The following is a 26,297-nucleotide window of genomic DNA, read 5'->3' on the forward strand; positions in this document are numbered from 1 at the left end:
GGAGCTGAAAGACCGTGATCCTCAACCCCGACGAAATCCAAGCCATCCGCCAGGAAGCCGGGCACTTCCCCCACCCTTCCGCGGCCGCGATCGAAGCGCTCAACATCGCCCAGCAAGGCCATGGCTGGATTTCCGACGAACTGCTGAAGGAGATCGCCGACGTGCTGGGGATGTCGCCGGCGGAGCTGGACAGCGTCGCCACCTTCTACAACCTGATCTATCGACGTCCGGTGGGCAAGCGCGTCATCCACTACTGCAACAGCGTCAGCTGCTGGATGCTGGGCGCCGAGGACAACCGCCGCCACTTGAGCGAAAAGCTCGGCATCGGGCTGGGGGAAACCACCGGCGACGGCGAATACACCCTGCTGCCCATCGTCTGCCTGGGCGCCTGCGACAAGGCGCCGGTACTCATGATCGGCGATGAGACCCATTTCAATGTCGATCCGGCCAAGCTGGACGCCATTCTCGGCGATACCGGAGCGCCCTGATGGACAAGCCGCTCACCCGCAACATCAAGCCCGACGGCTCCGCCGCCAGCCTGGCCGAATACCGGGCCGGCGGCGGCTACGAGGGATTGAAAAAAGTCCTCGCCGAATTCGCCCCGCTGGAGGTGCAACGGCAGGTCAAGGACTCGGGGCTGCGCGGCCGGGGCGGCGCCGGCTTCCCGACGGGAATGAAATGGAGCTTCGTGCCGATGGGCGAGGACGCGCCGAAGACCAAATACCTGGTGGTCAACGGTGACGAGATGGAGCCCGGCGCGTTCAAGGACCGGCTGCTGCTGGAAGGCGATCCGCACCAGTTGATCGAGGGCGTCGCCATCGCGTCTTACGCCATCCAGGCGAACATCGCCTACGTCTTCCTCCGCGGCGAATACCGGCTGGCGGCGGACCGGCTGCGGCGGGCGATCGCCGAGGCCGAAGAACACCAGCTGCTCGGCGAGAACATCCTCGGCTCGGGATTCAACCTGGACCTACGCCTGCACACCAGCGCCGGACGCTACATCTGCGGTGAGGAAACCGCCCTGCTCAACTCGCTGGAAGGCAAGCGCGCCAACCCCCGCGCCAAGCCGCCGTTTCCGCAGGTATCCGGCCTGTTCGGCAAGCCCACCATCGTCAACAACGTCGAGACCCTGTGCAACCTGCCGCACATCCTCCGCAACGGGGTGGAGTGGTACAAAGGACTCAGCCGCACCGGCGAGCCGGGCACCAAGATCTACGGCGTGAGCGGCCGGGTCGAGCGTCCCGGCGCCTGGGAGCTGCCCATGGGCACGACGGCGCGCGAGATCATCGAGGAACACGCCGGTGGCATGCGGGACGGCTACCGCTTGAAGGGCTACCTGCCGGGCGGCGCGTCGACCGACTTCCTGCTGCCCGAACACCTGGACATCCCCATGGATTACGGCTCGATCGCCAAGGCCGGCAGCCGGCTCGGCACGGGCACCCTGATCCTGCTGGACGACAGGACCTGCCCGGTGCGGATGGTGCTCAACCTCGAACAGTTCTTCGCCCAGGAATCCTGCGGCTGGTGCACGCCCTGCCGGGACGGCCTGCCCTGGACCGTCAGCCTGCTCGAAGGACTGATCGCGGGGCGCGGCCGGCCGGAGGACCTCGAGACCTTGGAGCGATTGTGCGGCCTGCTGGGTCCGGGCAACACCTTTTGCGCCCTCGCTCCGGGCGCGATGGAGCCGCTGCAGAGCGCCCTCAAGCATTTCCGCGCCGATTTCGAGCGCTATCTCCAGCCGCACAGTATCAGCGGAGGCGTGCATGCCTGACAAAATCGTAGGGAACGATTTTGGACAGCCGAAGGCTGGTCCGGAGGACGGACGCCAGGGAAGGAGTCCGCACAAAATCGTCGGGAACGATTTTGGACAGCCGAAGTCTGGTCCGGAGGACGGACTCCAGGGAAGGAGTCCTCACATCGACATCGACGGCAGGCGCTATCCGGTCAAGGCGGGAGACAATCTGCTGCAGGCGATACTCTCGCTCGGCCTGGACCTGCCCTATTTCTGCTGGCACCCGGCCATGGGCTCGGTCGGCGCCTGCCGCCAGTGCGCCGTGATCCAGTACCAGAACGCCGACGACAGCCACGGCCGGCTGGTGATGGCCTGCATGACGCCGGTGACCGAAGGCATGCGGATTTCGCTGCAAGGCGAGAGCGCCCGGCATTTCCGCGCCGGCATCCTGGAACTGCTGATGACCAACCACCCGCACGACTGCCCGGTGTGCGAAGAAGGCGGCGAATGCCACCTGCAAGACATGACCGTGATGACCGGTCATACCTTCCGCCAATACCGCGGCCTCAAGCGCACCCACCGCAACCAGGACCTGGGGCCGTTCATCAACCACGAGATGAACCGCTGCATCGCCTGCTACCGCTGCGTCCGCTATTACCAGGATTATTGCGGCGGGAACGACCTGCAGGTGTTCGCCTCGCACAACCACGTCTACTTCGGCCGCCATGAGGACGGGGCGCTGGAGAACGAATTCAGCGGCAACCTGGTCGAGGTCTGCCCCACCGGGGTGTTCACCGACAAGACCTTCAGCCGGCATTACAGCCGCAAATGGGATCTGCAGACCGCGCCCTCGGTCTGCGTCCACTGCGGGATCGGCTGCAACACCAGCCCCGGCGAGCGCTACGGCAGCCTGCGGCGGATCGTCAACCGCTATCACGGCGAGGTCAACGGCTATTTCCTGTGCGACCGCGGGCGTTTCGGCTACGACTTCGTCAACGGCCCGGCGCGCCTCCATCAGGCCCGCTCGGCCGAGGAAGGTCCGCTGGACCCGAACATGGCCGCCGGCCGGTTCGCCGCCGCGATCCGGGACGCTCAGGGGATCATCGGCATCGGATCGCCCCGCGCCAGCCTCGAGGCCAATTTCGCACTGCGGGAACTGGTCGGCGCGGAGCGTTTCCATGCCGGCATCGGCGATACCGAACACGGCTGCCTTCGAACCCTCCTCGGTATCGTCCGGGATTTCCCTGTGCACCTCGTGTCCCTGCGGGAAGCCGAACAAGCCGACGCGGTGCTGGTGCTGGGCGAAGACCTGACCCAGACCGCGCCGCGGCTGGCGCTGGCGCTGCGCCAGGCGGTGCGCCAGCGCGCCCATGCCATTGCCGAAGGGCTGGGCATCCCGCGCTGGCAGGACGCCGCCGTGCGGGAAGCGGCCCAGGCCGAAAAAAGCCCGCTGTTCGTCGCCAGTCCAGCGCCGACCCGGCTGGACGAGGTCGCCGCGCGAACCTGCCGCGCCGACCCCGGCGCCATCGCCCGGCTGGGCTTCGCGGTCGCGCACAACATCCACCCCGAGGCGCCGGCCGTCGCGGGGCTGACGCCCGAACACGAGGCGCTGGCCGCGGAAATCACCGGAGCGCTGGCGGGCGCCGAACGGCCCCTGATCGTGTCCGGCACCGGCTGCCTGAGCGAGGACGTGCTGCGGGCCGCCGGGCAGATCGCCGCTGCGCTGGCGGCGAAACGGCCGGGCCAACCCACGGCTGTGCATTTCGCGGTGCCGGAATGCGACAGCCTGGGGCTGGCGATGATGGACGCGCAAGCTCTGGCACACGCCTTCCAGACCATCGAGTCCGGAATGGCCGACACGCTGCTCATCCTGGAGAACGACCTCTACCGGCGGGCGGACAAAGCCGCGGTCGACGCCCTGTTCGATCGGGCCAGACGGGTGATCGTGATCGACCATACCCTGCACGAGACCGCCGAGCGCGCCCACCTCGCCCTGCCGGCCGCGAGCTTCGCCGAGACCGAAGGGACGCTGGTCAGCAGCGAAGGCCGCGCCCAGCGTTTCTTCTCGGCGATGCAACCCATCGGGGACAGCCGCGACGCCTGGCGCTGGCTCGGGCCCTGGACCCGCATCGACGATCTGACCCGGGCGCTGGCCGAATCGCTGCCGGTGTTCCGGGAAATCACCGATTGCGCGCCGGGAGCGGCCTTCCGCATCGCGGGCCAGAAGATTCCGCGCCAGCCGCACCGCTACAGCGGACGCACCGCGATGCTGGCCGATGTCCGCATCCATGAACCGAAGCAGCCGGACGATGCGGATTCGGCCCTGGCCTTTTCCATGGAAGGCGCGGCGCTGGACCATCCACCGGCGCTGAATCCGTTCGTGTGGGCGCCGGGCTGGAACTCGAACCAGTCGGTCGGCAAATTCCAGGACGAAGCCGGCGGTCATTTGCGCGGCGGCGATCCCGGCATCCGCCTGATCGGCGACGGCGGAGTCGGCGAGGCCTCCTGGTTCGCGCCGCCGGAAGCCGAGGCGCCCCCCTCGGACGCCCTGCGGCTGGTGCCGCTGCACCACATCTTCGGCAGCGACGAGACCAGCATGCGCTCGGCCGCGGTCGCCAAGCGGGCGCCGCACCCGTATCTGGCCCTCAACCCCGAGGACATGGCGCGCCTCGGTCTCACCGAAGGCGAAGAACTCGAACTCGCCAAGGACGTCTGGCTGCCTGTAAAGCGCCTCCCCGGTCTGGCGGCCGGCGTCGCCGGCGTGCCGGCCGGCCTGCCCGACCTGCCTTTCCTGGAAACCGCGTCGCGTCCGTGGACGCCGAAAAAAACCGGAGAAGATGCGCCATGACCGTCGGATCGCCCTATGCCGTCGTCGGCATCCTGCTCTCGGTCGTGGTCGTCGCGGCCTGGCTGATCTGGGTGGAGCGCCGCCTGATCGGTATCTGGCAGGACCGGCTCGGGCCCAACCGGGTCGGTCCGCTGGGGCTGGGACAGGTGGTGGCGGACATGGTCAAGATCTTCTTCAAGGAAGACTGGATTCCGCCTTTCGCCGACAAGCCGGTGTTCGTCATCGCGCCGGCCATCGTCATGGTGACCATGCTGCTGGGCTTCGTCGTCGTGCCGTTCGCACCGGGGGTCGGGGTCATCGACTTCAATTTCGGCCTGCTGTATTTCTTCGCGCTGTCTTCCCTGGCGGTCTACAGCCAGGTGCTGGCGGGCTATGCCTCGAACAACAAATACTCGCTGCTCGGGAGCCTGCGGGCCGCCGCCCAGAGCATCAGCTACGAGGTGTTCATGGGCCTGGCCGCCATGGGCGTGGTGATGCTGTCCGGCAGCTTCAACCTGCGGGAGATCGTCGAGGCGCAAAAGGATTGCTGGTACGTGCTGCCGCAGTTCGCAGGCTTCCTTGCTTTCCTGGTGGCGGCCGTGGCGGAATGCCATCGCGCGCCCTTCGACCTGCCGGAAGCCGAGCAGGAGATCACCGGCGGCTTCCACACCGAATACTCCGGCATGAAATTCGGCATGTTCTTCGTGGGGGAATATCTGGGGATCACCTTGAATTCGGCCATCCTGGTGACGCTTTTCTTCGGCGGCTGGCTAGGGCCGGGCTTCCTGCCGCCTTTGGCCTGGTTTGTCCTGAAGACCCTGGTGTTCATCCTGTTCTTCATCCTGCTCCGGGCAGCGTTGCCCCGGCCGCGCTACGACCAGCTCATGAGCTTCGGCTGGAAGGTGATGTTGCCGCTGACCCTCGTCAATATCGTCGTCACCGGGGCCGTCGGCCTGTCGGCGCCATGAAGGAGGAAGCGAGATGATCAGCCAACTGCGCACCCTGTGGATCGTGCTCAAGCACACCTTCACCCGGGCGGACACGGTCCAGTACCCCGAACAGCGGCCCAAGCTCTATCCGCGCTATCGCGGCCGCATCGTGCTCACCCGCGACCCCGACGGCGAGGAGCGCTGCGTCGCCTGCAACCTTTGCGCCGCCGTATGCCCGGTGGCCTGCATCGCGCTGCAGAAGACCGAGGACGTCGACGGCCGCTGGTATCCGGAGTTCTTCCGCATCAATTTCTCGCGCTGCATCCTCTGCGGACTGTGCGAGGAAGCCTGCCCGACCTACGCGATCCAGCTCACCCCCGATTTCGAGCTGTGCGAATACGACCGCCGCAACCTCGTGTACGAAAAGGAGCACCTTTTGATCCAGGGCACCGGCAAGTATCCGGGCTACAGTTTCTACCGGGTGGCGGGGAAAGCCATCGCCGGCAAGGACAAGGGGCAAGCGGAAAACGAAGCGCCCCCGATCGACGTCCGGAGCCTCCTGCCCTGACCGCAACCCCACAGGCATCGACATGGAACTGACCCTCTTCTACCTCGCCGCCCTGGTCGCTATCGCCGCCACCTTCATGGTGGTGATCCAGTGCAACACCGTGCATGCCCTGCTCTACCTCATCGTCTCGCTCCTCGCCTCGGGCTTCATCTTCTACCTGCTGGGGGCGTTTTTCGCGGCGGTGCTGGAAGTCATCATCTACGCCGGAGCGATCATCGTGCTGTTCGTGTTCGTGGTGATGATGCTCAATCTCGGCAGCGAGACGATCGAGCAGGAGAGACAATGGCTGTGTCCCGGCATCTGGCACGGACCCGCCGTGCTCTGCGCCATCCTGTTCGCGGAGCTGCTGGTCGCCCTGACGCGCTCCGGCGCCCATGAGGCGGGCCGGATCGTCGAGTCCAAGACGCTCGGCATCGCCCTGTTCGGCCCCTACCTGCTGGCGGTCGAAACGGCCTCCATGCTGCTGCTGGCGGGGCTGGTCGGCGCCTATCACCTCGGCCGCCCCCTCAAGTCTTAGGAGCTGAAGCGATGGCGCCGATTCCGTTCGAACACGCACTGCTCCTGGCCTCGGTCCTGTTCGTGCTGGGCCTCGTCGCCCTGCTGATCCGCCGCAACCTGATCGTGATGTTGATGTCGGTGGAGATCATGTTGAACGCGGCGGGGCTGGCCTTCATCGCCGCCGGCTCGCGCTGGGGCCAGCCCGACGGCCAGGTCATGTTCCTGTTGATCCTGACCCTCGCCGCCGCCGAGGTCGGCGTCGGTCTGGGGCTGGTGCTGCAGATCTACCGGCGTTACAAGACGCTGGACGCGGATCGCCTGAGCGAAATGCAAGGCTAGGAGTCGTCATGCTGAATCTGTTGTGGCTGGTTCCCTTCCTTCCTCTGGCGGGCTTCCTGATCCTCACCGGGACCGAAGGCCGGCTGCCCAGGGCCTGTGTCCCCTGGATCGGCGCCGGCTCGGTAGGCCTCTCGGCGGCCCTGGCGGCATCCCTGGCTTTCGAGCTTCTGGCCCTGGCGCCGGAAGCCCGGGTGTTCCGGCAGACGCTGTGGCACTGGATGGCGGCGGGCGATTTCGGCGTCGATTTCGCCTTCTACCTCGATGCCCTGTCGCTCAACATGCTGCTGGTGGTCACCGGGATCGGCTTCCTGATCCACGTCTATTCCGCCGGCTACATGGCGGACGATCCCGGCATCAGCCGCTTCTTCGCCTACATGAACCTGTTCGTGTTCGCCATGCTGATCCTGGTGCTGGCGGACAACCTGCCGCTGCTCTACCTCGGCTGGGAAGGCGTGGGGCTGTGCAGCTACCTTCTAATCGGATTCTGGTACGAGAAACCCGAGAACGGCTACGCGGCCCGCAAGGCCTTCGTCGTCACCCGCGTCGGCGATACCGCCATGGCGCTGGGCCTGTTCCTGCTGTTCGCCCAGCTCGGCACGCTCGACGTCCAGGAGGCCATGGCCAGGGCGAATGCCCAATGGCCGGCGGGTTCGACCCTGGCCACCGCAGCGGCCCTGCTGCTGCTCGGCGGCGCCGTCGGCAAGTCGGCCCAGTTGCCGCTGCAAGTCTGGCTGCCGGACGCCATGGCCGGCCCCACGCCGATCAGCGCCCTGATCCACGCCGCCACCATGGTGACCGCCGGCGTCTACCTGATTGCCCGCACCCACGCCCTGTTCATGCTCGCCCCGGCCGTGCAGACCCTGGTCGCGGTCATCGGCGCGCTCACCCTGCTGATGTCCGGCTTCAGCGCCCTGACCCAGACCGACATCAAGCGCATCCTGGCCTATTCCACCATCAGCCAGATCGGCTACATGTTCCTGGCGCTGGGCGTGGGCGCCTGGTCCGCAGCGATTTTCCACCTGACCACCCATGCCTTCTTCAAGGCCCTGCTGTTCCTCGGCGCCGGCGCCGTCATCCTGTCGCTGCACCACGAACAGGACATCTTCAGAATGGGGGGCTTGCGGCGCAGCCTGCCGCTGGTGTTCTGGACCTTCGTCGTCGGCCTGGCGGCCCTGGTCGCCCTGCCGTTCACGTCGGGCTACTACAGCAAGCACGAGATCCTGCTGGGCGCCTACGGATCGGGCGATGCCGGGCCGTTGCTGTGGGCCGCGGGCACGGCGGGCGCGATCCTCACCGGCCTCTACAGCACCCGGCTGCTCCTGATCGCCTTCTTCGGCACGGAACGGACCCGGGCCCATCCGCACTACGGCTCGAACATCGGCGTGCCGCTGATCGTCCTCGCCTTGCTTTCCCTGGCCGGGGGATGGGCAAAGCTGCCGCTGTTCCCGGCGCTGCCTGAAACCGGAACCGAGCTCGCCCCGAGCGGAGCCGAGGGGGAAGCCGGTGGCTCGATCGGCCTGGCGACCACGGCGGCGCCCTTCCTCGGCATCGCGATCGGCTTCCTCGTCTACCGCACCGGAACCGCTTCCGCCGAGGCCCTGCTGAAGCTCCCCGGAGGAGAGGCATTGCGCCGCCTGTGGTTCAGCGGCTGGGGCATGGACTGGCTGTACGACCGGCTGTTCGTCCATCCCTTCGTCGCGCTCGCCCGGCTGAACAAGGCCGATGGGGTCGACGGCCTGTATCGGGGCGTGGTCGCTCTCGCCCGGCTCGGCCATCGCCTGTTGGTCCCCACCCAGACCGGCCAGCTCCGGCGCTATGCCGCCGGCATGCTGTTCGGCGCCGCGCTGATCCTGGCCGTGGGGGTGTGGGCATGATCCTGCTCTGGCTGATCCTGATACCCCTGATCGGCGGGCTGTTGTCGCTCCCGGCCGGGCACTGGCGGGACCGGGCGCCGGGCTGGGTCGCGCTGGCCGCGCTGGCCGTCGACGCCGTGCTGGTCCTGACCCAGTTCGCGGACACCGGCGCCGCCCCCCAAACCGCCTGGCTGGCGCAGATCGACTGGGCCTGGATCCCGCGCTTCGGCATCCGCTTCCATCTGGCTTTGGACGGGCTCAGTCTGCTGTTGATCGCGCTGACCGTGTTCCTCGGCTTCGCCGCGGTGCTCTGCTCCTGGACCGAGATCCGCGAACGGCAGGGTTTCTTCCATTTCAACCTGCTGTGGACGCTGGCGGGGGTCATCGGCGTGTTCCTCGCCCTGGACCTGTTCCTGTTCTTCTTCTTCTGGGAAGTCATGCTGATCCCGATGTATCTGCTGATCGGCATCTGGGGCCACGAGAACCGGGCCTATGCGGCCATGAAGTTCTTCATCTTCACCCAGGTCAGCGGCCTGTTGATGCTGATCGCGATCCTCGCCCTGGTGTTCCTGCACTACCAGACGACGCGGACCCTGAGCTTCGACTATTTCGAGCTGCTCGAGGCCGATCTGTATCCGGGCGCGGCGCGCTGGATCATGCTCGGCTTCTTCGTCGCCTTCACGGTCAAGCTGCCGGCCATTCCCTTCCACACCTGGCTGCCGGACGCCCATACCCAGGCGCCGACCGGCGGCAGCGTCATCCTGGCCGGGGTACTGCTGAAGACCGGCGCCTACGGCCTGCTGCGCTTCGTGGTGCCGCTGTTCCCCGGCGCCGCACAGGATTTCGCCCCCATCGCCATGGCGCTGGGCGCGGTCAGCATCCTCTATGCCGCCAAGCTCGCCTTCGCCCAGAGCGACATCAAGCGCCTCATCGCCTACACCAGCGTCAGCCACATGGGCTTCGTGCTGCTCGGCGTCTTCGCCGGCAACGCCGCGGCGCTGCAAGGCGCGGTGATGACCATGCTGGCCCACGGCGTCAGCGCGGCTGCGCTGTTCATGGTCGCCGGCGCCCTGCAGGAGCGGCTCCACACCCGCGACATGGACAAGATGGGAGGCTTGTGGACGCTGGCGCCCCGCATCGGCGCCATCACCCTGTTTTTCTCGGTCGCCGCGCTGGGCATGCCGGGGCTGGGCAATTTCGTCGGTGAATTCCTGGTGCTGCTGGGGAGCTTCCGCGTCGATACCGCCATCACCGCGTTCGCCGCCCTCGGCCTGATCCTGGCTCCGGTCTATGCGCTTTACGTGATACAGCGGGCATTCCACGGACCGGCCTCGCCCCGCGAAGTCCGGGACTTCGGCCTGCGCGAAATGGGCGTGATGCTGTTCCTGGTCGCCGCGACCGCCTGGATGGGGCTCCATCCCCAATCGATGCTGGCCTACACCGATGCCACGGTAAACGGACTGACCCGGACCCTGGCTCAGCGAGGAACCTGACGTGACCGCCGACGCATTCACTGCCCTGCTCCCCTTCCTCGTGCTGTCGGCGGCCGCCGTCGCCGTGATGCTGGCCATCGCGATCCGGCGGAGCTTCCGCCTCATTTTCTGGCTGACGGTCGGCGGGCTGCTGGCGAGCCTGTCCACCCTGCCCCACGCTTTGGCCGTCGCACCGCTCCGGGTCACGGACCTGCTGCTGGTCGACGCCTACGGCCTGTTCTTCCATGCGCTTTTGCTTCTCGCCGCGCTCGCCGTCGCCCTCCTGTGTCTGGCTTATTTCCGCCGGCGTGAAAACGAGAACGAAGAAATCTTCGTGCTGCTCCTCACTTCGACCCTGGGGGCCCTGCTGCTGGTATCCAGCGCCCATCTCGCCATGTTCTTCCTCGGCCTGGAGGTGCTGACGATCTCCCTGTTCCCGATGATCGCCTACAGCGTCCGGGCCTCCCGCCCCCTGGAAGCGGGCATCAAATACCTGATGCTGTCGGGACTCGCCTCCTCCTTCCTCATGTTCGGCATGGCGCTGGTCTACGGCGACCTGGGCGGACTCTCGTTCGAACAGATCGGCGCGAGTGGGGCGGCACTGGAGCAAAAACCGCTCGCTCTCGCCGGCATGTTCCTGATCCTGGCCGCGATCGGCTTCAAGCTGTCGCTGGTGCCGTTCCACCTGTGGACGCCGGACGTCTACCAGGGCGCGCCCGCGCCGGTCACCGCCTTCCTGGCGACCGTGTCGAAGGCGTCCGTGTTCGCCCTGCTGCTCAGGTTTTTCACCACCGTCCATGCCGAGCGCTCGGAAACCTTTCTCTGCGTGCTCGGCCTCCTGGCCGTCGTGTCCATCCTGGCCGGCAATCTCCTGGCGCTGCTGCAGGACAGCCTGAAACGCCTGCTCGCCTACTCTTCGATCGGCCACATGGGTTACCTGCTGGTGGGATTCGTCGCCGCCGGGCTGCTGCGGCGGGACCTGCAGGCGGAAACGATCGCCTTCTACCTCGCCGCCTACACGCTCACCAGCCTGGCGGCCTTCGGCGCCATCTCGGCCATTTCCGACGACGCCCGCGAATCCGACCGGCTCAGCGACTACGCCGGCCTGTTCTGGCGCTCGCCCTGGCTCGCCGCGGTGCTGACGCTCTCCCTGCTGTCTCTGGCGGGAATCCCGCTCACGGTCGGCTTCGTCGGCAAGTTCTACGTCTTCGCCGCCGGCGTGCAGGCGGAGACCTGGCCACTGGTGGCCACCGTCGTCGTCGGCAGCGGCATCGGCATCTACTATTACCTACGGGTCGTGCTGGCCATGATCCAGCCGGCTGACGCCGGGCATCGGCTCGCACTGCATCCGGCGGCCGGAACCGCTTTGGCCGTCACGGCGCTGCTCGTCCTCGCGGCCGGGTTGTTCCCGCAGCTCCTGATCGACGCGGCGGCGAATACGCCACATTCGCCCACCACCGCTGACAGCCCGCACCAGGCCGCCGCTTCGCCGGCCGCCAGCCGCTAGCCCGCCCCAGGGCTGATCTTGGAACCCGTCGGCAAGCTTGCCGACGGGCGGCGTCCGGGAGTCGGAATGCTATGATCAATCACCAAAGCAACAAGACATCGCTCGCTAAATGACTTGGCCTGGTCTCCCGCTCGCCCATTACCGATTCGAATTCTCCGCCGACCATCCGATCCGACTACCCGACTATCCCGGCTCGGCTTGGCGCGGCGCCTTGGGCCACGCCCTCAAGCGCACGGTCTGCGTCGTGCGTGGCACGTCCTGTCCGGACTGCCTGCTGTACCGCGCTTGCGTCTACTCCTATGTGTTCGAAACGCCACCACCGGCAACGGCCATCAAGATGCGGAAATACAACGCCGCTCCGCATCCTTTCATCCTCGGCATGCAAACCAGTCCTGCGTCCCAAGCCTTCCGGCTGAGCCTGACGCTGATCGGCCACGCAGAACACCAGCTTCCCTACCTCGTGCACGCCTTGCAGCAAGCCGGGCGTCAGGGTATCGGCAACCGGGACAACCGGCTGGAACTCCAGGCCGTTCGGCAGACGGACTCGGACGGCGACCCGCGCCTGATCTGGACCGCCGAACAGCCGCTCAGCCCCTTGCCAGCCAGGACTCCCGCTGTCCCGCCCGTTCCGAAACGCTGCTTGGTTCACCTGGAAACGCCCTTGCGCCTGCGCCGGGAGGGGCGCCAGATCGGTCCGAGCGAATTCGGCTTCGCGGACCTGTTCGGAAACCTCCTGCGACGCATCTCCATGCTCAGCTACTTCCACACCGCCACACCGCTGGAAATCGACTTCGCCGGCCTCAATGCCCAGGCGCGCGGCATCGCCGTGGAGGAGCCGGAGCTGGTCTGGCACGACTGGACCCGCTACTCCTCGCGCCAGGACACGACCATGCAGATGGGCGGCCTGATCGGCAGCTTCGCGCTCGACGGCGCGGCCCTCGCGCCTTTCTGGCCCTACCTCTGGCTAGGCCAATGGACTCACGCCGGCAAGGCCACCAGCATGGGGCTGGGGCGCTACCGGATCGAAGCCGTTTCGGCAAGCCGGGTCCCCGCCCCCGCGGAATCCCGGGCAAACTTGCCGCAGCCCGCAACGAACGCTTGATCCCCCGAGCGACCATCGCCCCGGCATCGCATGGAAACGCCAGAACCTCGTCATCCAAAGCGCATCCTGCTTGCAGTGACCGGCCTCACCCCGCAAGTCGTCACTGAAACCCTCTATGCCCTTTGGCGTTTAGGGGATGAAGCCCTGCCGACCGAGATCCACCTGCTCTCCACCGCCGAAGGCATAGAACGCGCCCGGCTCACCCTGCTCAGTGACGAACCCGGCTGGTTCCATCGGCTGCGGCGGGATTACGCACTCCCTGCCATGCACTTCACTGAAGCCTGCCTGCACGTCCTCGTAGACGGCACCGGGCGGGCGCTGACCGACATCCGCACCGAAAGCGACAACATCGCCGCTGCCGATACCATCACCGACTGGATCCGGCATCTCACCGCCGACGATGCCTCCCAACTCCACGTTTCGCTGGCCGGCGGCCGCAAGTCCATGGGGTTTTACGCCGGCTACGCCCTCTCGCTGTACGGCCGGCCCCAGGACCGGCTCTCCCATGTGCTGGTGATGCCACCCTACGAGTCGCACCCCGACTTCTTCTACCCCACGCCGACCAGCCGCATCATCTACACCGCTGGCGCCGACAGCCGCCCGCTGGACACCAAGGCCGCCGCCGTCACGCTGGCCGACATCCCCTTCGTTCGGCTGCGCCAGGGTCTCCCCAAGACCTTGTTGAAGGACCGCACGCCGTTTTCGCAGGCCGTCGATGCCGCGCAATCCTCGCTGAGCGAGCCGAAGTTGACGATCGACCTGGCACAGCGGCGCATCCAGGCCGGGGGCGTCATCATCAACCTGCCCCCCACCCAGCTAGCCTTCCTCTCATGGCTGGCCCGCCGCCGGCTGGCGGGGGCACAGGCTCTCTCCTGCCCCGCCGACGGCGTACCGGAATCGGAGTACGCCGGCGCCTATCTGGCCGAATACATCAAAATCATTGGCGCCATGGGCGATGGCGACCGCACCAACGAACGGCTCCGCCACGGCATGGACAAAGCCTTCTTCGAGCAGACCAAATCCAAGCTGCATCGCCATCTGAAAGACGCGCTCGGCCATGCCGCCAGCCCCTACCTCATCGATCACGACGGCGATCGTCCCCGCCGCTTCGGCCTGACTCTTCCGGCGGAGGCCATCAAGTTCGGAGCAGCGGGTGGCTGATCCCATCGCGGAGGTCACGGCGGGCCCGATCAGCGGGACGGGTTTGGCGAACACGGCGCACGTCAATCCATACGGCGCATCAACCAGGATGACACGGCATGCTCTGGCGGACAGCGCGCGTCAAGCCAACCAAGGCCCGCTACCAACCGACCGAACGGCGCCTTTGGGTCCCGTGCAAGTCGGGCGGACTCCCCGCCGTCCTCACCGTACTCACGGCGGCAAGCTTGCCAGCATCGAATCGGACCGATGCCCTGTTGTAGACTTCACCGGAACTCAACGCCACAGGAGCGAATCCCCTTGACCGACCAACCACGTCTGGCTGCTTCGAGCCGGGTAGCTCTGGCGGCCTATCTGCACGACTTGGGCAAGTTTGCCGAACGCGCCCGTATCGGCGAAGCAAAGGAACAATTCGCCGATGGCACTGTTCGCGTCGAATTGGAGAAACAGCTCCACTGCCCCAGCTTCAACGGACGCCATACCCACATTCACGCGGCCTATACAGCCATCGGCTTCGATCTGCTGGAACAGCACCTGCCCGATCTGGTAGGCGAAGACATGGCCCCATTCGCCCCCTGGCGGGACCGCAACGCCGACGATTCCATCATCAACGCCGCGGCGCGGCATCACCGTCCCGGCACCTATCTGCAGTGGATCGTGGCAACGGCGGATCGTCTGGCGTCCGGCTTCGAGCGGGAGGAGTTCGATACCTACAATGCCGCGCCGGACGAAGAGACGCAGAAACTCAATCACTACACCAAGCGGCAGCTCACCTTGCTCGAACAGATCCGGCTTCAGGCGCATCAGAATGGCGAGGTGCCGAAGTTTCGCTATCCGCTGGCGCCGTTGTCGCCGAACTCCCTTTTTCCGGTCCGGGCGGAGGAGCATGAGAGGCCAGATAACGCGGCCGCACAACGGCTTTATGCCAAGCTGTGGGAAGGTTTCAAGACAGCGCTAGGCCAGATTCCGCAAACTCACCGCTCCAGTCTGCCGCTGTGGCTGGATCATTTCGACTGCCTTTGGCAAACGTTCACGCATGCCATTCCGGCGGCGACGGCGGGACAGGTCAAGCCGGAGGTGTCTCTGTACGACCATTCCCGCACCACCGCGGCGCTGGCGGTAGCACTGTGGCGCTACCACTCGGATTGCGCTCATGACCTTGGCGCGGTGCATGATTCCTTCCGCGCCCTGTGGGACCGGCAGCGGGAAGGTTCCGATATCGCGCGAGAGGCATGGAAGGAGGAAAAATTCCTGCTGATTCAGGGCGATTTCTTCGGAATCCAGGATTTCATCTTCGCCACCGGCGGGGAGACGCAAAGGCGCGCCGCCAAGCTGCTGCGCGGCCGCTCGTTCTATGTGTCGCTCCTGACCGAACTGGCGGCGCTGCGCTTGCTGGAGACACTGGATTTGCCTCCGACCAGCCAGGTGGTGAACGCGGCCGGCAAGTTTCTGATCTTGGCGCCCAATACCCCGGAAGCGCGCGAGACGGTCACGGCGGTTCAAGCGGAATTCGACCGTTGGTTCCTGCAACACACCCATGGGCAGTCCGGCATCGGTCTGGCGATGCTGCCGGCGCGAGCGCGGGATTTCCAGGCCGGCAAGCGGGGCGAGGAAAGCCCGTTCCGCGCGCTGACGAAACGGCTGTTCGAGCAACTGGAAGAAACCAAGCTGCGGCGCTTCGGGCTGTGTAGCGGCACGCCTGCCCCGCCGCTGTTCCAGGGTTTTCTCGATGCCTTCGACTCCAACAAGGGTGCTTGCGCTGTCGACGGACGATCACCCGCCAAGGCGGCTTTGGAGGGAGAGGAAAACCTCTTCGTTTCTGATCTGGCGGCGGATCAGATCAAGACCGGCCATTGGTTGGCGACCCAGCAGCGAGTGTTGATCACCGCCCAAACCTTAGACCATCACACCCTGGATCTGCCGATCTTTGGCTACCGAGTGAACTTCACCGAGGGCGAGGACGATACGGGCCGCTTCGGGCGCGAGGCGAAAACCGGCAATCTGCGCCGCTGCTGGGATTTTTCCTTGCCGGCGTCCTTCGATGCGCCGTTGTGGAACGGCTACGCCCGCCGTTACATCAACGCTTACGTGCCGCGCTTCCACGCCGTCAACGAGTGGGAAGCGGAACGCTACCGCGGCATGGAAAACCCGGCAACGTTCGATCCCCACCCGGATGAAATCAAGACCTTGAACCATCTGGCGCGGGATGACCGGCAGGTCGACCCGAACGGACACTGGTATGGGCAGGAAGCCCTGATGACACTCAAGGGCGACGTGGATGATCTGGGTTTGATCTTCCAGAAGGGCCTGGAGCGGCCGAGCTTCGCCAAGATGGCAGCGCTGTCGAGGCAGATGAACGCCTTCTTCGCCGTGTATCTGCCCTGGCTGTGCGCACACGGCGAGGAAGACGGAGTGAAACGCTACCGCAATACCTACACGGTATTCGCCGGCGGCGACGACTTCTTCCTGATCGGGCCTTGGCATTCCACATTGCGGCTGGCGCAGCGCATGAAGAAGGATTTCGCCCGTTACGTGGCCGATAACCCGGAGATTCATTTCTCGGCCGGGTTATCCATGACCAAGCCGGGTTTGCCGATCCGGCAACTGGCCGCGCTGGCGGAAGAGGGGCTGGAAGCGGCGAAGAGCTACCCGCCCTCGCGCCCCCCGGACACTTCGCCGACCAAGAACGCCGTGAGTTGCTTCGGTCAGGCGGTCAGCTGGAGCGATTTCGACGCCATCCTCGCTCAGGAAACGGTGCTGGAAAGGCTGGCCGGCGAGTTCGGCCTATCAACCGGCTATCTTTACGGCCTGCTGCATCTGACCGACATGGCGGCGCAGGTGAGCCAGCGTCCGGAAAACGCACTCTGGCACGCCTATTTCGCCTATCGCACCCGGCGCATGCTGGAGTCGCGGGTCAAGGGCGGCGAAGACCGGGAGGCCACGGAGCGCAAGCGGCGAACCCTGCAAAGCGAACTGGCGCTGGAAATCGCGAACAAAGGCATCGCGCAGTTCGGGGCGGCCTACAAAATCGCCCTGTTTACCTATTTGTATCAGCAACGGGATTGAGGACACCCATCATGGATATATTCTCGTTTAACCTCGCTACGAATCCGCCACTATGCAGTTGCAACACCAAGATATTCCCTTTGGATAAACCTGACGCTAAGCTTTTTGACGAAACCGCGAAAGCGGTTGCCGAGGAGTTAGCAAATCCGCAACTAATAAAAGAAATCGGCCAAGGTAAAAATAAGCAGTGGAAGGTTATCGAAGACAAGAACAAGAAAGCCAATGCACCGACGCAGATTCGGAAATTCTATGACGAAGTCTGTCTTTGGGCTGAGAAAACTCAAAGCGTCGAAATCTTCGAAAGGAATCTGCCATTTATCAAAATGATGAATGCCAAAGCTGCCTATGCCCGCGGCAGAGAATTGGTGGATGATAAATTTGTGGCTTGGTTTTCCAGTTGTCTTGGCCAGATTACTACTGCGAACTCCGAAGGTTTAATAAGGCTTCACAATTTCAGAACCTTGTTTGAAGCTTTCGTAGGTTTCTATAAACTTGCTCGGCCGAAGTGAGGACAGAATAAATACCATGAAACTCATCGCAATCCAAAAACTCACCGGCGTCATCGAGCTGGTCTCCGGCCTGCACATCGGCTCCGGCAACACCGAGATGCACATCGGCGGCACCGACAACCCGGTCATCAAGCATCCGCTGACTCAGCACCCCTACATCCCCGGCTCCAGCCTCAAGGGCAAGATCCGCAGCCTGCTGGAATGGGAACTGGGGGTGGTTGGCATCACCGACGGTCAGCCGTTGGGCTTCAAGCACATCGGTAAACTGGCGCCGGACCAGCAGGAGGCCGCCAAAAGCCTTCTGCGCCTGTTCGGCGGCGCGCCGGAGAGCGGCAACCACAACAGCGACCTGGTGAGGGAGATCGGCCCGACCCGCCTGGCCTTCTGGGACTGCGCGCTGGATCCCGCCTGGGTGGACGAAATGAACCGCCGCAACCTGCTGCTGACCGAAAACAAGTCGGAAAACATGATCGACCGCATTCGCGGCGTGGCCGAGCATCCGCGCAACACCGAACGGGTGCCGGCCGGTGCGCGCTTCGAGTTCAATCTGACCGTGCGGGTGCACGACACCGACACCGGTCTGTTCGATACCGTGTGGAAAGGCCTCAGACTGCTGGAACTGACCGGCCTCGGCGGATCCGGCTCGCGCGGCTACGGCAAGCTGAAGTTCAGCCAGCTGGAGCTGGAGGGTGAGAACGTGTTGCCCGAGCTCGACAAAGTCAGCTTCAGCGTGGCGGCTTGAGGCCATCCCGTCGATGTCAGGTGAGGAGTTCGACATGCCACCGATTCGCCAGATCATCAACGATGCGCCGGAAAGCATTTCCGTCCCGGAAGCCCCGAGTCACCATCGGGTGGAACCGACATGAATGGGTACCGGATCGTCATTCTCCCGTGCTCGGCCTTCGGCTCGGAACCGCTGGGAGACATGCTGTTCGGGCAACTGTGCTGGACCGTGCGCAACCGTTACGGCGAAGACCGGTTGCGTAACCTGCTGGAGGGCTACACTGGAAACCGGCCCTTCGCGGTGATGTCCGATGCATTGCCTTCCGGCTACCTGCCGCGTCCCGCCCTGCCCGGCCACTGGTTTGAAAGCGCGCCCGACCAAGACCGCAAATCGGCAAAGAAGCGGGTCTGGATGCCGTTGAATCTCGCCGCCACCACACCTGTGGCCGAGTGGCCCAGGCACTGCCAAACACCGGCCGAGATCCCCGGCGCGATCCCGAGGGAACACTCCCAGCCTCACAACAGCATTCACCGCCAGACCGGCACCACCGGGGAAGGCCGCCAGTTCGTGCCCTACGCCATGAACCAGCTCTGGTACGGCGATGACGCGGAACTTGACATCTATGTGGTGCTGGATGACGCGCGATTGAACGCCCAGGAACTGGAAACCCTGTTCAACGATATGGGCGCCTTCGGTTTCGGCCGCGATGCCAGCGCCGGTCTGGGCAAGTTCCGGGTGAAAAGCCTCGAGCCTTTTTCCTGGCCTGAGCCGCTCAGCGCCGATGCCTGGCTGACCCTGGCCCCGTGCGCACCGCAAGGACTGGGGTTCGACGCCAGCCGGAGCTTTTACCGGGTGTTCACCCGCTTCGGCCGACATGGCGACATGGGCGTGCACCAGGGGCATCCCTTCAAAACGCCGGTCCTGCTGGCTCAAACCGGGGCGGTCTTGACGCCAACGGCGGACGGCAAGGGCCCGGCGGAACGGACGAGGCTTTTCCTCGGCCAGGGCCTGGGCGGCGACGGCCAACTGTCCCGTTCCCTGCCCGCCACGGTGCACCAGGGTTATGCACCCGTCATCGGAATCCAACTGCCGCGAAGGGAGGCGGCCGTATGAAGGCTTTCACCAGTTACCGGCTGCACATCACGCCACTGTCGCCCCTCCACATCGGCACTGGCGAAAGCTACGAACCGACCCACTACGTGATCGAGGACGGCGTCCTCCATGAATTCGATAGCGTGGCCGTGATGGATGTGTTACCGATGCAGGATCGGAAAGAACTGCTCGCCATCGTCAGCCGCAAACCGAACCCGGACATGATCAAGGCGATGCAAGGCTATTTTTATAAGCGCCGCGGCGCCCTCATGCCTTGGGCCATCAACCGGATCCCGGTGTTGCCTGGCGTAGCCCGTTTGTATGCCAGCCGGGTGGGACAGACCGCCAACCCCGAGAGCCAAGGCGGACAGGATAACAACTGGTTGGAAATCGACCGTACCGCCTTCAACCCCATCAGCCGGAAACCCGTATTGTTCGGCTCTTCGCTGAAAGGCGCGATCCGGACGGCCTTGCTGGACAAGGCCAATGGCGGCGCGCGGGCGCACGAACCCAAAGGATTGCACGAGTTTCAAGGCCGCGTGTTCGGCTATCCCCCTCTTGAACTCGATCCCCTGCGCCTGGTGCAGTTGTCGGACGCAAGCTGGCAGAGCGAGTCCGGACTCACGGCCACCGAGGTTCATTGCGCCGTCAACCGCAAGAAAGCACCGGTCAGGGATGAAAAAGGCCAGCTGCGCAAGGCCCTGGGCGAGAACAAGAATCTGTATCAGATCCTGGAATGCGTATCGGCTTGGCGCTACCGGGCGTTTTCGGCCCAGCTCAATCTGCAACGAGTCGATGACCTGCCGCAGCAGGACAAACTGCCCGCCCGGAAATTCCGGTATTCCCTGGAGGCGCTAGCCCACGACTGCAATAACTTTTACCTCCCCGTGCTTAGCGGAGAAATCCGGCTGTTGAAAGAACGAGCTTTCATCGACAACGATTGGTTTGAAAGCATCCAGCAACTATTGAAACTGTGTCAGGACAAGCTGAAAAGCGGCCAGGCCTTCCTGCTGCGCGCCGGACGTCACAGTGGAGCCGAGTCGGTCACGGTCAGCGGCGCCCGTAACGGCAACATCAAGATCATGAGGGGCAAGGGGCAACAGCCCGAATACGCCGACGCGCCCAAAACCCTCTGGCTCGCCGCCCAAACCAAGGAACAGCAAACCGGCCTGCTGCCGTTCGGCTGGCTGCTGGTGGAAGTCGAACCCCTGGACGCTCCCGAAACCGACTGGCCGGAACTGCAAGCCTTGTGCGAGGCGCGCCTGGGGGACGCGCGCAAGCTGGCGGAACGGCTCGAAGCGCAGGCGTCGAAGGCTGCGCAACAGCGGGCGGACACCGAGGCAAGACGCCGCGATGAACAAGAACGGGCGCGGCTGGAAGCCGAAAGGCAGGCGCAAGCCGCGCGTGAACAGGCGGAACGCGAGAAGCGGCTGGCGGCGATGGCGCCGGAACGGCGCGCCGTCGAGGAATTCCGCGCGTATTACGAGGAACAAAAACACAAAGGACGCTACCAGCCGGGCAGCCAGTTCGACGAAAAGCGCCGCGCCTTCTTTCAGACCGCGCAGGCCTGGACCGATCAGGAAGCACGCCAGGCCGCGGCGGCCCTGCTGCGCGAAACCATCAAGGACTGGACCGATTGGCCAGCGAAGAAGGAGCGCAAAGCCGAGTTCCGCAGTGGCCTGGAAGCGCTGGAGGGGACCTTCCGCGCATCCGGCAACCCCTAGGGATGGGAACCCGGCACGACCGCTCTCTCGCCGGCTTTAGCCATGCATCGTTTTTTCCGAATGACCACCTTCTTCATCACCCGTCATCCCGGCGCCCGAGTTTGGGCCGAGCAGGAAGGCATCCGCGTCGACCGGCTGCTCGATCATCTCGACCCGGTGGAAATCCAGGCCAACGACGCCGTGCTCGGCACGCTGCCGGTCCATCTCGCCGCCGAGGTCTGCGCCCGTGGCGCCCGCTATCTTCACCTTACCCTGGCCTTGCCGCCGGAATGCCGCGGCAAGGAGCTCTCCGCCGAGGATCTCCGCCGCTTCGGAGCCAGCCTGCGGGAATTCGAGGTAAGGGCCGTCGATAGTGCTTGACGCCTGCCGCCACCCCGGCTTGGATAGCGAAACCCCGCCAACACCTCCGCACCGACGAGCAGGAAACGCATCATGAAAATCCTCATCAGCTTCCTCGGCAAAGGCCGCCTCGACCCGGCCACCGGCTATCAGACCGCGACCTACCGTTTCGAGGACGGCAGCGAACGCACCTCGCCGTATTTCGGCCTTGCGCTCGCCGATCATCTCAAACCGGAACGGTTGGTGATTCTCGGCACCTCCGGCAGCATGTGGGATGTTTTCATCGAGCACCAGAGCCAGGGCAACGAACATGAAGACGCCCGCTGGCGGCTGCTCGAAGCCGCCCAGGAAAATCGGGTCGACGATGCGCTCCTGGAAGAGCTCGCGCCCCTCGTGCAAAACCGGCTGGGCATCCCCGTGAACTTGGCCATCGTGCCTTACGCGGTCAGCGAGGAAGAACAGGTCGCGGTGCTGCGACGGCTCGCTGCCGCCGTGAATTCCGGCGATGAGGTTTTTCTGGACATCACCCACGCATTCCGGACCCTGCCGATGCTGGCGCTGGTCGCCGCGCAATATCTGGAACGGGTGAAAAAGGTCCGCATCGCGGACATTTACTACGGGGCTTTCGAAATGCAAAGGGAATCCCCAACCCCGGTCGTCCGCCTGCGCGGCTTACTCAAGCTCATGGATTGGGTACAGACCTTGGCGGCCTATGACAAGGACGGCGATTACGGCGCCTTCGCCCCCCTGCTCGAAGATGAAGGTCTTCCGCCCAAAATAGCCAGACAATTGCACATAGCCGCTTTCCAGGAACGAACCGGCAACCCGGGGCAAGCGCGTCAGTCACTGCTTACGGCGTACCGATCCATCGAAAACCTGGAAACCCCCATCGGCGGGCTGTTCCGTCCGGAATTACTCCGCCGGCTGGCCTGGTGTCAGAAGGCGAACCGCGCGGACTGGGAACTTGCGCTGGCGGATGCCGCGCTGGAGCGATCGGATTTGATGCGCGGCGCCATCTTTTTACAGGAAGGCTTCATTACCCGTGAAGTGTACAACCGCAAGGAAGACACCAACGACTATGCCGCCCGGGAAGCTGTCAGGAAGGAGCGTCAAACGCTGGATGAATTCAAACTGCTCAGCCGCCTGCGCAACGCCATGGCGCACGGTTTGCGTGCCAACGATCACGAGGACGTGCAGCGGGCGCTGAAGGATGCCCCCACGCTCACGAATAAGCTAAGGGCAATTCGGAAAAAACTCTTCGGTTGATCTTGCCGGACGCCGCCTGCCCCCCCGAGTGGAACAGCGCCACGAGACGGCAAGCTTGCCACCCCACCCTTTTCCCTTCCCGCCGGGTAATCTTGCCCCATGGCCAAACGCACCCTGTACCTCGGCGCCTACGACGTCTCGGACGACAACCGGCTGCGGGCCGCGCTGAAAGTGCTGCGCAACTACAGCACCGGCGGCCAGAAATCGGTGTTCGAGTGCTTTCTGAGCAGCAGCGAAAAGCGCGAGCTGATCGAGGAAATCGGAGCCGTCATCGACCCCAGCGACGACCGGTTCTTTCTGATCCGGCTCGACCCGGCGCACAAAGTCGCGGTCCTGGGCATCGCCGTACCCCCGGCCGATCCAGAGTATTACTACGTCGGATGACATTCCCATGGGCACACTGTATCTCGACCGCAAGGACCTCGAACTCCGCCATGAAGGCAAACACCTCTGTCTCTACGAAAACGGCGCAAAAAGCGGCACCGTGCCGATCAATCTGATCGACCGCGTAGTGATCCGAGGGGCCGTGACCCTGAGCGCCGGCGCCATCGGCGCGCTCACCGAAGAAGGGGTCGGCCTGGTGCTGCTCAGTGGCCGGCATGGCAAACACATGGCCACCGTGCTCGGGCGGCCGCAAGGCGATGCCTGGCGCCGCATAGGCCAGTATCGCTGGTACCACCATGCCGAAGACCGCGGCCGCTGGGCCCGCAGCCTCGTTCTGCTCAAGCTGCGCGCGCAGCAGCGCATGCTCACCGACGCCCTGTCGCTGCGGCCCGATTGCCGCAAGCCCATCAAGGACGCCCAGCGCACCTTGACTGAACTCCTCGGCAAGGTGCAAGCCCTTCCGCTCGATACCGGCACCCTGGCCAGCCTGCGCGGGCTCGAAGGCGCCGCCGCCGCCGCCCATTTCAACGCGCTGCAAAGCCTGTTTCCCCCGGCGCTCGGCTTCACCGGACGCAACCGCCGGCCCCCGCGGGACCCGGTGAATGCCGTCCTGTCGCTGGCCTATACCCTGTTGCATTTCGAAGCCGTCGCCGCCTGCCATGCCGGCGGGCTGGACCCGTACATCGGCTTCTACCACGAACCCGCCTACAACCGCGAATCGCTTGCCGCCGACCTGATCGAACCGTTACGCGCCCACATCGACGGCTGGGTCTGGCGGCTGTTCGCCGACCGCGTCCTGCGCGACGAGCACTTCACCCGCGCCGGCGACACCTGCCTGCTCGGCAAGGCCGGACGCGAACGCTTCTACAGCGCCTTCGAAATCCGTTGCCGACCGCTGCGCCGCCTGCTCCGGCGCTATGTCCACCGCATCGCCATGCGCCTCGTCGACGACCATGACACCCCGAGGAACGCCGCCGCATGAAACCGCTCTACCTGTACGGCGCCGGCCTTCAGGTCACGATCGACGGCGCGGCGCTACGAATCCTCCAGCCCGAGCACGCCCCCCGCTGGTATCCGCTGGTCCGGCTGTCGCGGGTGATCTCCGCCCGCGGGGTCGATTGGAGCACCGCCGCCCTGCTTCTCTGCGCCGAGGCCGGCATCACCGTCACCTTTCTCGGCGCCGATGGCGCCGTCGCCATGCGCTGCATCGGGCCGAGCCCCTCGCCCAACGACGGCTTCGCCCAGCGTTTCGCCGAATTCCTGCAACACCCCGACCGCGACTCGCTATACACCGACTGGCTCAACGGCGTGGAGCGCAGCGCCATCCACAGCCTGATCCGCCGCGCCGGACTCGGCGCCGCCCCCGACCTCACCGCCCCGGAACTGCGCCGGTTATTCTTCGAATCGGCCCGGGCAATGGGAGGATATGAAGCCTACCGGACCATCGGCGCGCAACTGCGCACCCTGCTCGCCTCCCACGTCACCCAGGCGCTGCAAGACCTCGGCGTCGACCTCAGCCTGGCGGCCGCCCTCGGCTTCGACCCGGTGGCCGGCTGGGTGCGGCTGCTGCGCTGGGAGTTCGAACTGCCCTGCGCGGCCTGGCTGGAATACCGGCTCCAGCACAACCTGATCGGCCAGCCCCCGGCGCCAGGCGAAATCCTCGCCTGGTACGAACAGCGGACCGAACGGCTGGATTGGCTCACGCGCAGCATCACCCGCCGCATGCACCGCTGGCTGGTCGAAATCGGCTGAACCATGGCCCACAACGCACCCCGGCTTCACCTCATCAGTTACGACATCGCCGATCCCCGGCGTCTGACCCGGCTCCATCGTTACCTCAGCGGCGTCGGCATGCCGCTGCAATATTCGGTCTTCGTGGTGGAACTCTCGCCGCGTAAGCTGGCTCGCGTGCTCAAAAGCATCGAAGACATCATCGACCCGCGCCGTGACGACGTCCGCGTCTATCCCTTCCCGCGCAACGGCGAACGCATCCGGATGGGCCGCCAGAGTTTTCCGGAAGGCGTATTCCTCATCGGCCAAGGCTGCGACCTCCTCTCCCTGGCCAAATGCTGAGTTTCCCCCTTGCCCGGCATGCCGGCCGATGGTTAACTACCCAAGACCCCCTCAGCCACCGCGAAACGGACCGAAGACGCGCCCCGCATGAGAGTCAGCTTTTCAAGCGCGCGATTTTTTGCCAACCCCCTTTACAACCCATTGACTCAAAAGGAGAAAAAAGACGAAGCAGTAGTAATCGAGACCTGATGAAGAAGGGATTAAGACGACTCGATTTTGAAGTAAACAGTTATGTTTTTTGTAGTAATCGAGACCTGATGAAGAAGGGATTAAGACTCCAAAGCATTGATATTCCTCCAGTTTTACAATGTAGTAATCGAGACCTGATGAAGAAGGGATTAAGACATTGGTTGTCAGAGTAGTGATTGTCCGCTGCATAGGTAGTAATCGAGACCTGATGAAGAAGGGATTAAGACATTCCCGCAGCTCGCGGGCCGAAAGCTCGATCTGTAGTAATCGAGACCTGATGAAGAAGGGATTAAGACCCCAGGGCGGCTGGCCTAGTCATTGGGCCGGGCCGTAGTAATCGAGACCTGATGAAGAAGGGATTAAGACAGTTTAAGCACCGGACGCGTAATCGTCGCGATGCGTAGTAATCGAGACCTGATGAAGAAGGGATTAAGACCAATTTTGACAATCCGCTTCAAACTCCGACTCCAGTAGTAATCGAGACCTGATGAAGAAGGGATTAAGACCTGCTATGTGCGCTCTATCAATACGCATAATTCGTAGTAATCGAGACCTGATGAAGAAGGGATTAAGACGGAAGGGTTCGCGCTCCCATGATACTGATACATCGTAGTAATCGAGACCTGATGAAGAAGGGATTAAGACATGTCAGATTCGACAGTTTCAACGATATCGCCGGTAGTAATCGAGACCTGATGAAGAAGGGATTAAGACATCTGCTCGTCCATGAGTTTCGCTTCCGGGAAGTGTAGTAATCGAGACCTGATGAAGAAGGGATTAAGACGTCTTTTTTGACGTGCTTCTGAAGCACTGGGTAAGTAGTAATCGAGACCTGATGAAGAAGGGATTAAGACCGTATGCAGAGCCGTAGCTATAATCGCCCCAATGTAGTAATCGAGACCTGATGAAGAAGGGATTAAGACCAGGCAACGCTGCTCGATGTCGC

Annotated in this window: 23 protein-coding genes and 1 CRISPR repeat array (1 of these 24 running past the window's edge); all 23 genes read left to right on the top strand. The window is 64.3% G+C overall.

Going from position 1 to position 26,297, the window contains the following annotated elements; genetic code table 11:
* The first annotated feature begins 14 nt into the window (after window positions 1-14).
* Window positions 15-488, top strand: a complete 474-nt coding sequence (gene nuoE / locus GNH96_RS10960; RefSeq protein WP_169603710.1) for an NADH-quinone oxidoreductase subunit NuoE — start codon at window positions 15-17, stop codon at window positions 486-488.
* The gene (nuoF, locus tag GNH96_RS10965) at window positions 488-1,771 is read left to right on the top strand and encodes an NADH-quinone oxidoreductase subunit NuoF (RefSeq protein WP_169603711.1); all 1,284 of its coding nucleotides are present in this window, start codon (window positions 488-490) and stop codon (window positions 1,769-1,771) included. The genes nuoE and nuoF overlap by 1 nt, the downstream gene beginning before the upstream one ends.
* The gene (gene nuoG, locus GNH96_RS10970) at window positions 1,764-4,580 is read left to right on the top strand and encodes an NADH-quinone oxidoreductase subunit NuoG (RefSeq protein WP_169603712.1); all 2,817 of its coding nucleotides are present in this window, start codon (window positions 1,764-1,766) and stop codon (window positions 4,578-4,580) included. The genes nuoF and nuoG overlap by 8 nt, the downstream gene beginning before the upstream one ends.
* A complete protein-coding gene (gene nuoH / locus GNH96_RS10975) occupies window positions 4,577-5,527 on the top strand; it encodes an NADH-quinone oxidoreductase subunit NuoH (RefSeq protein ID WP_169603713.1) in 951 nt (316 codons plus the stop codon). Before nuoG ends, nuoH begins: the two co-directional genes overlap by 4 nt.
* Window positions 5,528-5,540: 13 nt before the next feature.
* Window positions 5,541-6,056 (top strand): NADH-quinone oxidoreductase subunit NuoI, encoded by a 516-nt coding sequence (nuoI, locus tag GNH96_RS10980; protein ID WP_169603714.1) that lies wholly within the window; start codon window positions 5,541-5,543, stop codon window positions 6,054-6,056.
* A 22-nt stretch (window positions 6,057-6,078) separates the two neighbouring features.
* Window positions 6,079-6,573 (top strand): NADH-quinone oxidoreductase subunit J, encoded by a 495-nt coding sequence (gene nuoJ, locus GNH96_RS10985; protein ID WP_169603715.1) that lies wholly within the window; start codon window positions 6,079-6,081, stop codon window positions 6,571-6,573.
* Window positions 6,574-6,584: 11 nt separating this feature from the next.
* Complete coding sequence (gene nuoK, locus GNH96_RS10990) at window positions 6,585-6,893, top strand: NADH-quinone oxidoreductase subunit NuoK (RefSeq protein WP_169603716.1); 309 nt, start codon at window positions 6,585-6,587, stop codon at window positions 6,891-6,893.
* Window positions 6,894-6,901: 8 nt separating this feature from the next.
* On the top strand, window positions 6,902-8,767 hold the full coding sequence (gene nuoL / locus GNH96_RS10995; RefSeq protein ID WP_169603717.1) for an NADH-quinone oxidoreductase subunit L: 1,866 nt from the start codon (window positions 6,902-6,904) through the stop codon (window positions 8,765-8,767).
* Window positions 8,764-10,239, top strand: a complete 1,476-nt coding sequence (gene nuoM, locus GNH96_RS11000) for an NADH-quinone oxidoreductase subunit M (RefSeq protein ID WP_169603718.1) — start codon at window positions 8,764-8,766, stop codon at window positions 10,237-10,239. The genes nuoL and nuoM overlap by 4 nt, the downstream gene beginning before the upstream one ends.
* Before the next feature lies 1 nt (window position 10,240).
* Complete coding sequence (locus GNH96_RS11005; RefSeq protein ID WP_169603719.1) at window positions 10,241-11,725, top strand: NADH-quinone oxidoreductase subunit N; 1,485 nt, start codon at window positions 10,241-10,243, stop codon at window positions 11,723-11,725.
* A gap of 109 nt (window positions 11,726-11,834) precedes the next feature.
* Complete coding sequence (gene cas6 / locus GNH96_RS11010; RefSeq protein WP_169603720.1) at window positions 11,835-12,827, top strand: CRISPR system precrRNA processing endoribonuclease RAMP protein Cas6; 993 nt, start codon at window positions 11,835-11,837, stop codon at window positions 12,825-12,827.
* Window positions 12,828-12,857: 30 nt separating this feature from the next.
* On the top strand, window positions 12,858-13,988 hold the full coding sequence (csm6, locus tag GNH96_RS11015; RefSeq protein WP_169603721.1) for a CRISPR-associated ring nuclease Csm6: 1,131 nt from the start codon (window positions 12,858-12,860) through the stop codon (window positions 13,986-13,988).
* A gap of 297 nt (window positions 13,989-14,285) precedes the next feature.
* The gene (gene cas10, locus GNH96_RS11020; RefSeq protein ID WP_228719826.1) at window positions 14,286-17,051 is read left to right on the top strand and encodes a type III-A CRISPR-associated protein Cas10/Csm1; all 2,766 of its coding nucleotides are present in this window, start codon (window positions 14,286-14,288) and stop codon (window positions 17,049-17,051) included.
* A gap of 11 nt (window positions 17,052-17,062) precedes the next feature.
* A complete protein-coding gene (gene csm2 / locus GNH96_RS11025) occupies window positions 17,063-17,560 on the top strand; it encodes a type III-A CRISPR-associated protein Csm2 (protein WP_169603723.1) in 498 nt (165 codons plus the stop codon).
* Between the two features lie 16 nt (window positions 17,561-17,576).
* Window positions 17,577-18,302, top strand: coding sequence for a type III-A CRISPR-associated RAMP protein Csm3 (gene csm3, locus GNH96_RS11030; RefSeq protein ID WP_169603724.1), 726 nt, complete (start codon window positions 17,577-17,579; stop codon window positions 18,300-18,302).
* A gap of 120 nt (window positions 18,303-18,422) precedes the next feature.
* A complete protein-coding gene (gene csm4 / locus GNH96_RS11035; protein ID WP_169603725.1) occupies window positions 18,423-19,397 on the top strand; it encodes a type III-A CRISPR-associated RAMP protein Csm4 in 975 nt (324 codons plus the stop codon).
* On the top strand, window positions 19,394-21,100 hold the full coding sequence (locus tag GNH96_RS11040; protein ID WP_169603726.1) for an RAMP superfamily CRISPR-associated protein: 1,707 nt from the start codon (window positions 19,394-19,396) through the stop codon (window positions 21,098-21,100). Before csm4 ends, GNH96_RS11040 begins: the two co-directional genes overlap by 4 nt.
* A gap of 42 nt (window positions 21,101-21,142) precedes the next feature.
* On the top strand, window positions 21,143-21,460 hold the full coding sequence (csx16, locus tag GNH96_RS11045) for a CRISPR-associated protein Csx16 (RefSeq protein ID WP_228719827.1): 318 nt from the start codon (window positions 21,143-21,145) through the stop codon (window positions 21,458-21,460).
* 72 nt (window positions 21,461-21,532) lie between these two features.
* Entirely contained in the window at window positions 21,533-22,705 is a 1,173-nt protein-coding gene (csx2, locus tag GNH96_RS11050) for a TIGR02221 family CRISPR-associated protein (RefSeq protein WP_169603727.1), read from the top strand.
* A 99-nt stretch (window positions 22,706-22,804) separates the two neighbouring features.
* Entirely contained in the window at window positions 22,805-23,089 is a 285-nt protein-coding gene (gene cas2, locus GNH96_RS11055; RefSeq protein ID WP_169603728.1) for a CRISPR-associated endonuclease Cas2, read from the top strand.
* A gap of 7 nt (window positions 23,090-23,096) precedes the next feature.
* Complete coding sequence (cas1, locus tag GNH96_RS11060) at window positions 23,097-24,071, top strand: CRISPR-associated endonuclease Cas1 (RefSeq protein ID WP_169603729.1); 975 nt, start codon at window positions 23,097-23,099, stop codon at window positions 24,069-24,071.
* Entirely contained in the window at window positions 24,068-24,841 is a 774-nt protein-coding gene (locus GNH96_RS11065; protein ID WP_169603730.1) for a CRISPR-associated endonuclease Cas1, read from the top strand. The genes cas1 and GNH96_RS11065 overlap by 4 nt, the downstream gene beginning before the upstream one ends.
* A gap of 3 nt (window positions 24,842-24,844) precedes the next feature.
* Window positions 24,845-25,162, top strand: coding sequence for a CRISPR-associated endonuclease Cas2 (gene cas2, locus GNH96_RS11070; protein ID WP_169603731.1), 318 nt, complete (start codon window positions 24,845-24,847; stop codon window positions 25,160-25,162).
* Between the two features lie 171 nt (window positions 25,163-25,333).
* A CRISPR array of direct repeats spans window positions 25,334-26,297; the repeat unit is 36 nt; unit sequence GTAGTAATCGAGACCTGATGAAGAAGGGATTAAGAC; it runs 531 nt beyond the window's last position.

Origin of the sequence: Methylococcus geothermalis, from assembly GCF_012769535.1 — a bacterium.
GTDB lineage: Bacteria > Pseudomonadota > Gammaproteobacteria > Methylococcales > Methylococcaceae > Methylococcus > Methylococcus geothermalis.

Bases quoted from the DNA above. Each gene is read 5' to 3' on its own strand.
- GNH96_RS11040 (WP_169603726.1), top strand. From the start codon at position 19,394: ATGAAGGCTTTCACCAGTTACCGGCTGCACATCACGCCACTGTCGCCC.
- nuoK (WP_169603716.1), top strand. From the start codon at position 6,585: ATGGCGCCGATTCCGTTCGAACACGCACTGCTCCTGGCCTCGGTCCTG.
- nuoM (WP_169603718.1), top strand. From the start codon at position 8,764: ATGATCCTGCTCTGGCTGATCCTGATACCCCTGATCGGCGGGCTGTTG.
- nuoL (WP_169603717.1), top strand. From the start codon at position 6,902: ATGCTGAATCTGTTGTGGCTGGTTCCCTTCCTTCCTCTGGCGGGCTTC.
- cas2 (WP_169603731.1), top strand. From the start codon at position 24,845: ATGGCCCACAACGCACCCCGGCTTCACCTCATCAGTTACGACATCGCC.
- cas1 (WP_169603729.1), top strand. From the start codon at position 23,097: ATGGGCACACTGTATCTCGACCGCAAGGACCTCGAACTCCGCCATGAA.
- csx2 (WP_169603727.1), top strand. From the start codon at position 21,533: ATGAAAATCCTCATCAGCTTCCTCGGCAAAGGCCGCCTCGACCCGGCC.
- csx16 (WP_228719827.1), top strand. From the start codon at position 21,143: ATGCATCGTTTTTTCCGAATGACCACCTTCTTCATCACCCGTCATCCC.
- GNH96_RS11065 (WP_169603730.1), top strand. From the start codon at position 24,068: ATGAAACCGCTCTACCTGTACGGCGCCGGCCTTCAGGTCACGATCGAC.
- csm6 (WP_169603721.1), top strand. From the start codon at position 12,858: ATGGAAACGCCAGAACCTCGTCATCCAAAGCGCATCCTGCTTGCAGTG.
- csm4 (WP_169603725.1), top strand. From the start codon at position 18,423: ATGAATGGGTACCGGATCGTCATTCTCCCGTGCTCGGCCTTCGGCTCG.
- csm2 (WP_169603723.1), top strand. From the start codon at position 17,063: ATGGATATATTCTCGTTTAACCTCGCTACGAATCCGCCACTATGCAGT.
- nuoJ (WP_169603715.1), top strand. From the start codon at position 6,079: ATGGAACTGACCCTCTTCTACCTCGCCGCCCTGGTCGCTATCGCCGCC.
- cas6 (WP_169603720.1), top strand. From the start codon at position 11,835: ATGACTTGGCCTGGTCTCCCGCTCGCCCATTACCGATTCGAATTCTCC.
- nuoF (WP_169603711.1), top strand. From the start codon at position 488: ATGGACAAGCCGCTCACCCGCAACATCAAGCCCGACGGCTCCGCCGCC.
- csm3 (WP_169603724.1), top strand. From the start codon at position 17,577: ATGAAACTCATCGCAATCCAAAAACTCACCGGCGTCATCGAGCTGGTC.
- nuoI (WP_169603714.1), top strand. From the start codon at position 5,541: ATGATCAGCCAACTGCGCACCCTGTGGATCGTGCTCAAGCACACCTTC.
- nuoG (WP_169603712.1), top strand. From the start codon at position 1,764: ATGCCTGACAAAATCGTAGGGAACGATTTTGGACAGCCGAAGGCTGGT.
- cas2 (WP_169603728.1), top strand. From the start codon at position 22,805: ATGGCCAAACGCACCCTGTACCTCGGCGCCTACGACGTCTCGGACGAC.
- nuoH (WP_169603713.1), top strand. From the start codon at position 4,577: ATGACCGTCGGATCGCCCTATGCCGTCGTCGGCATCCTGCTCTCGGTC.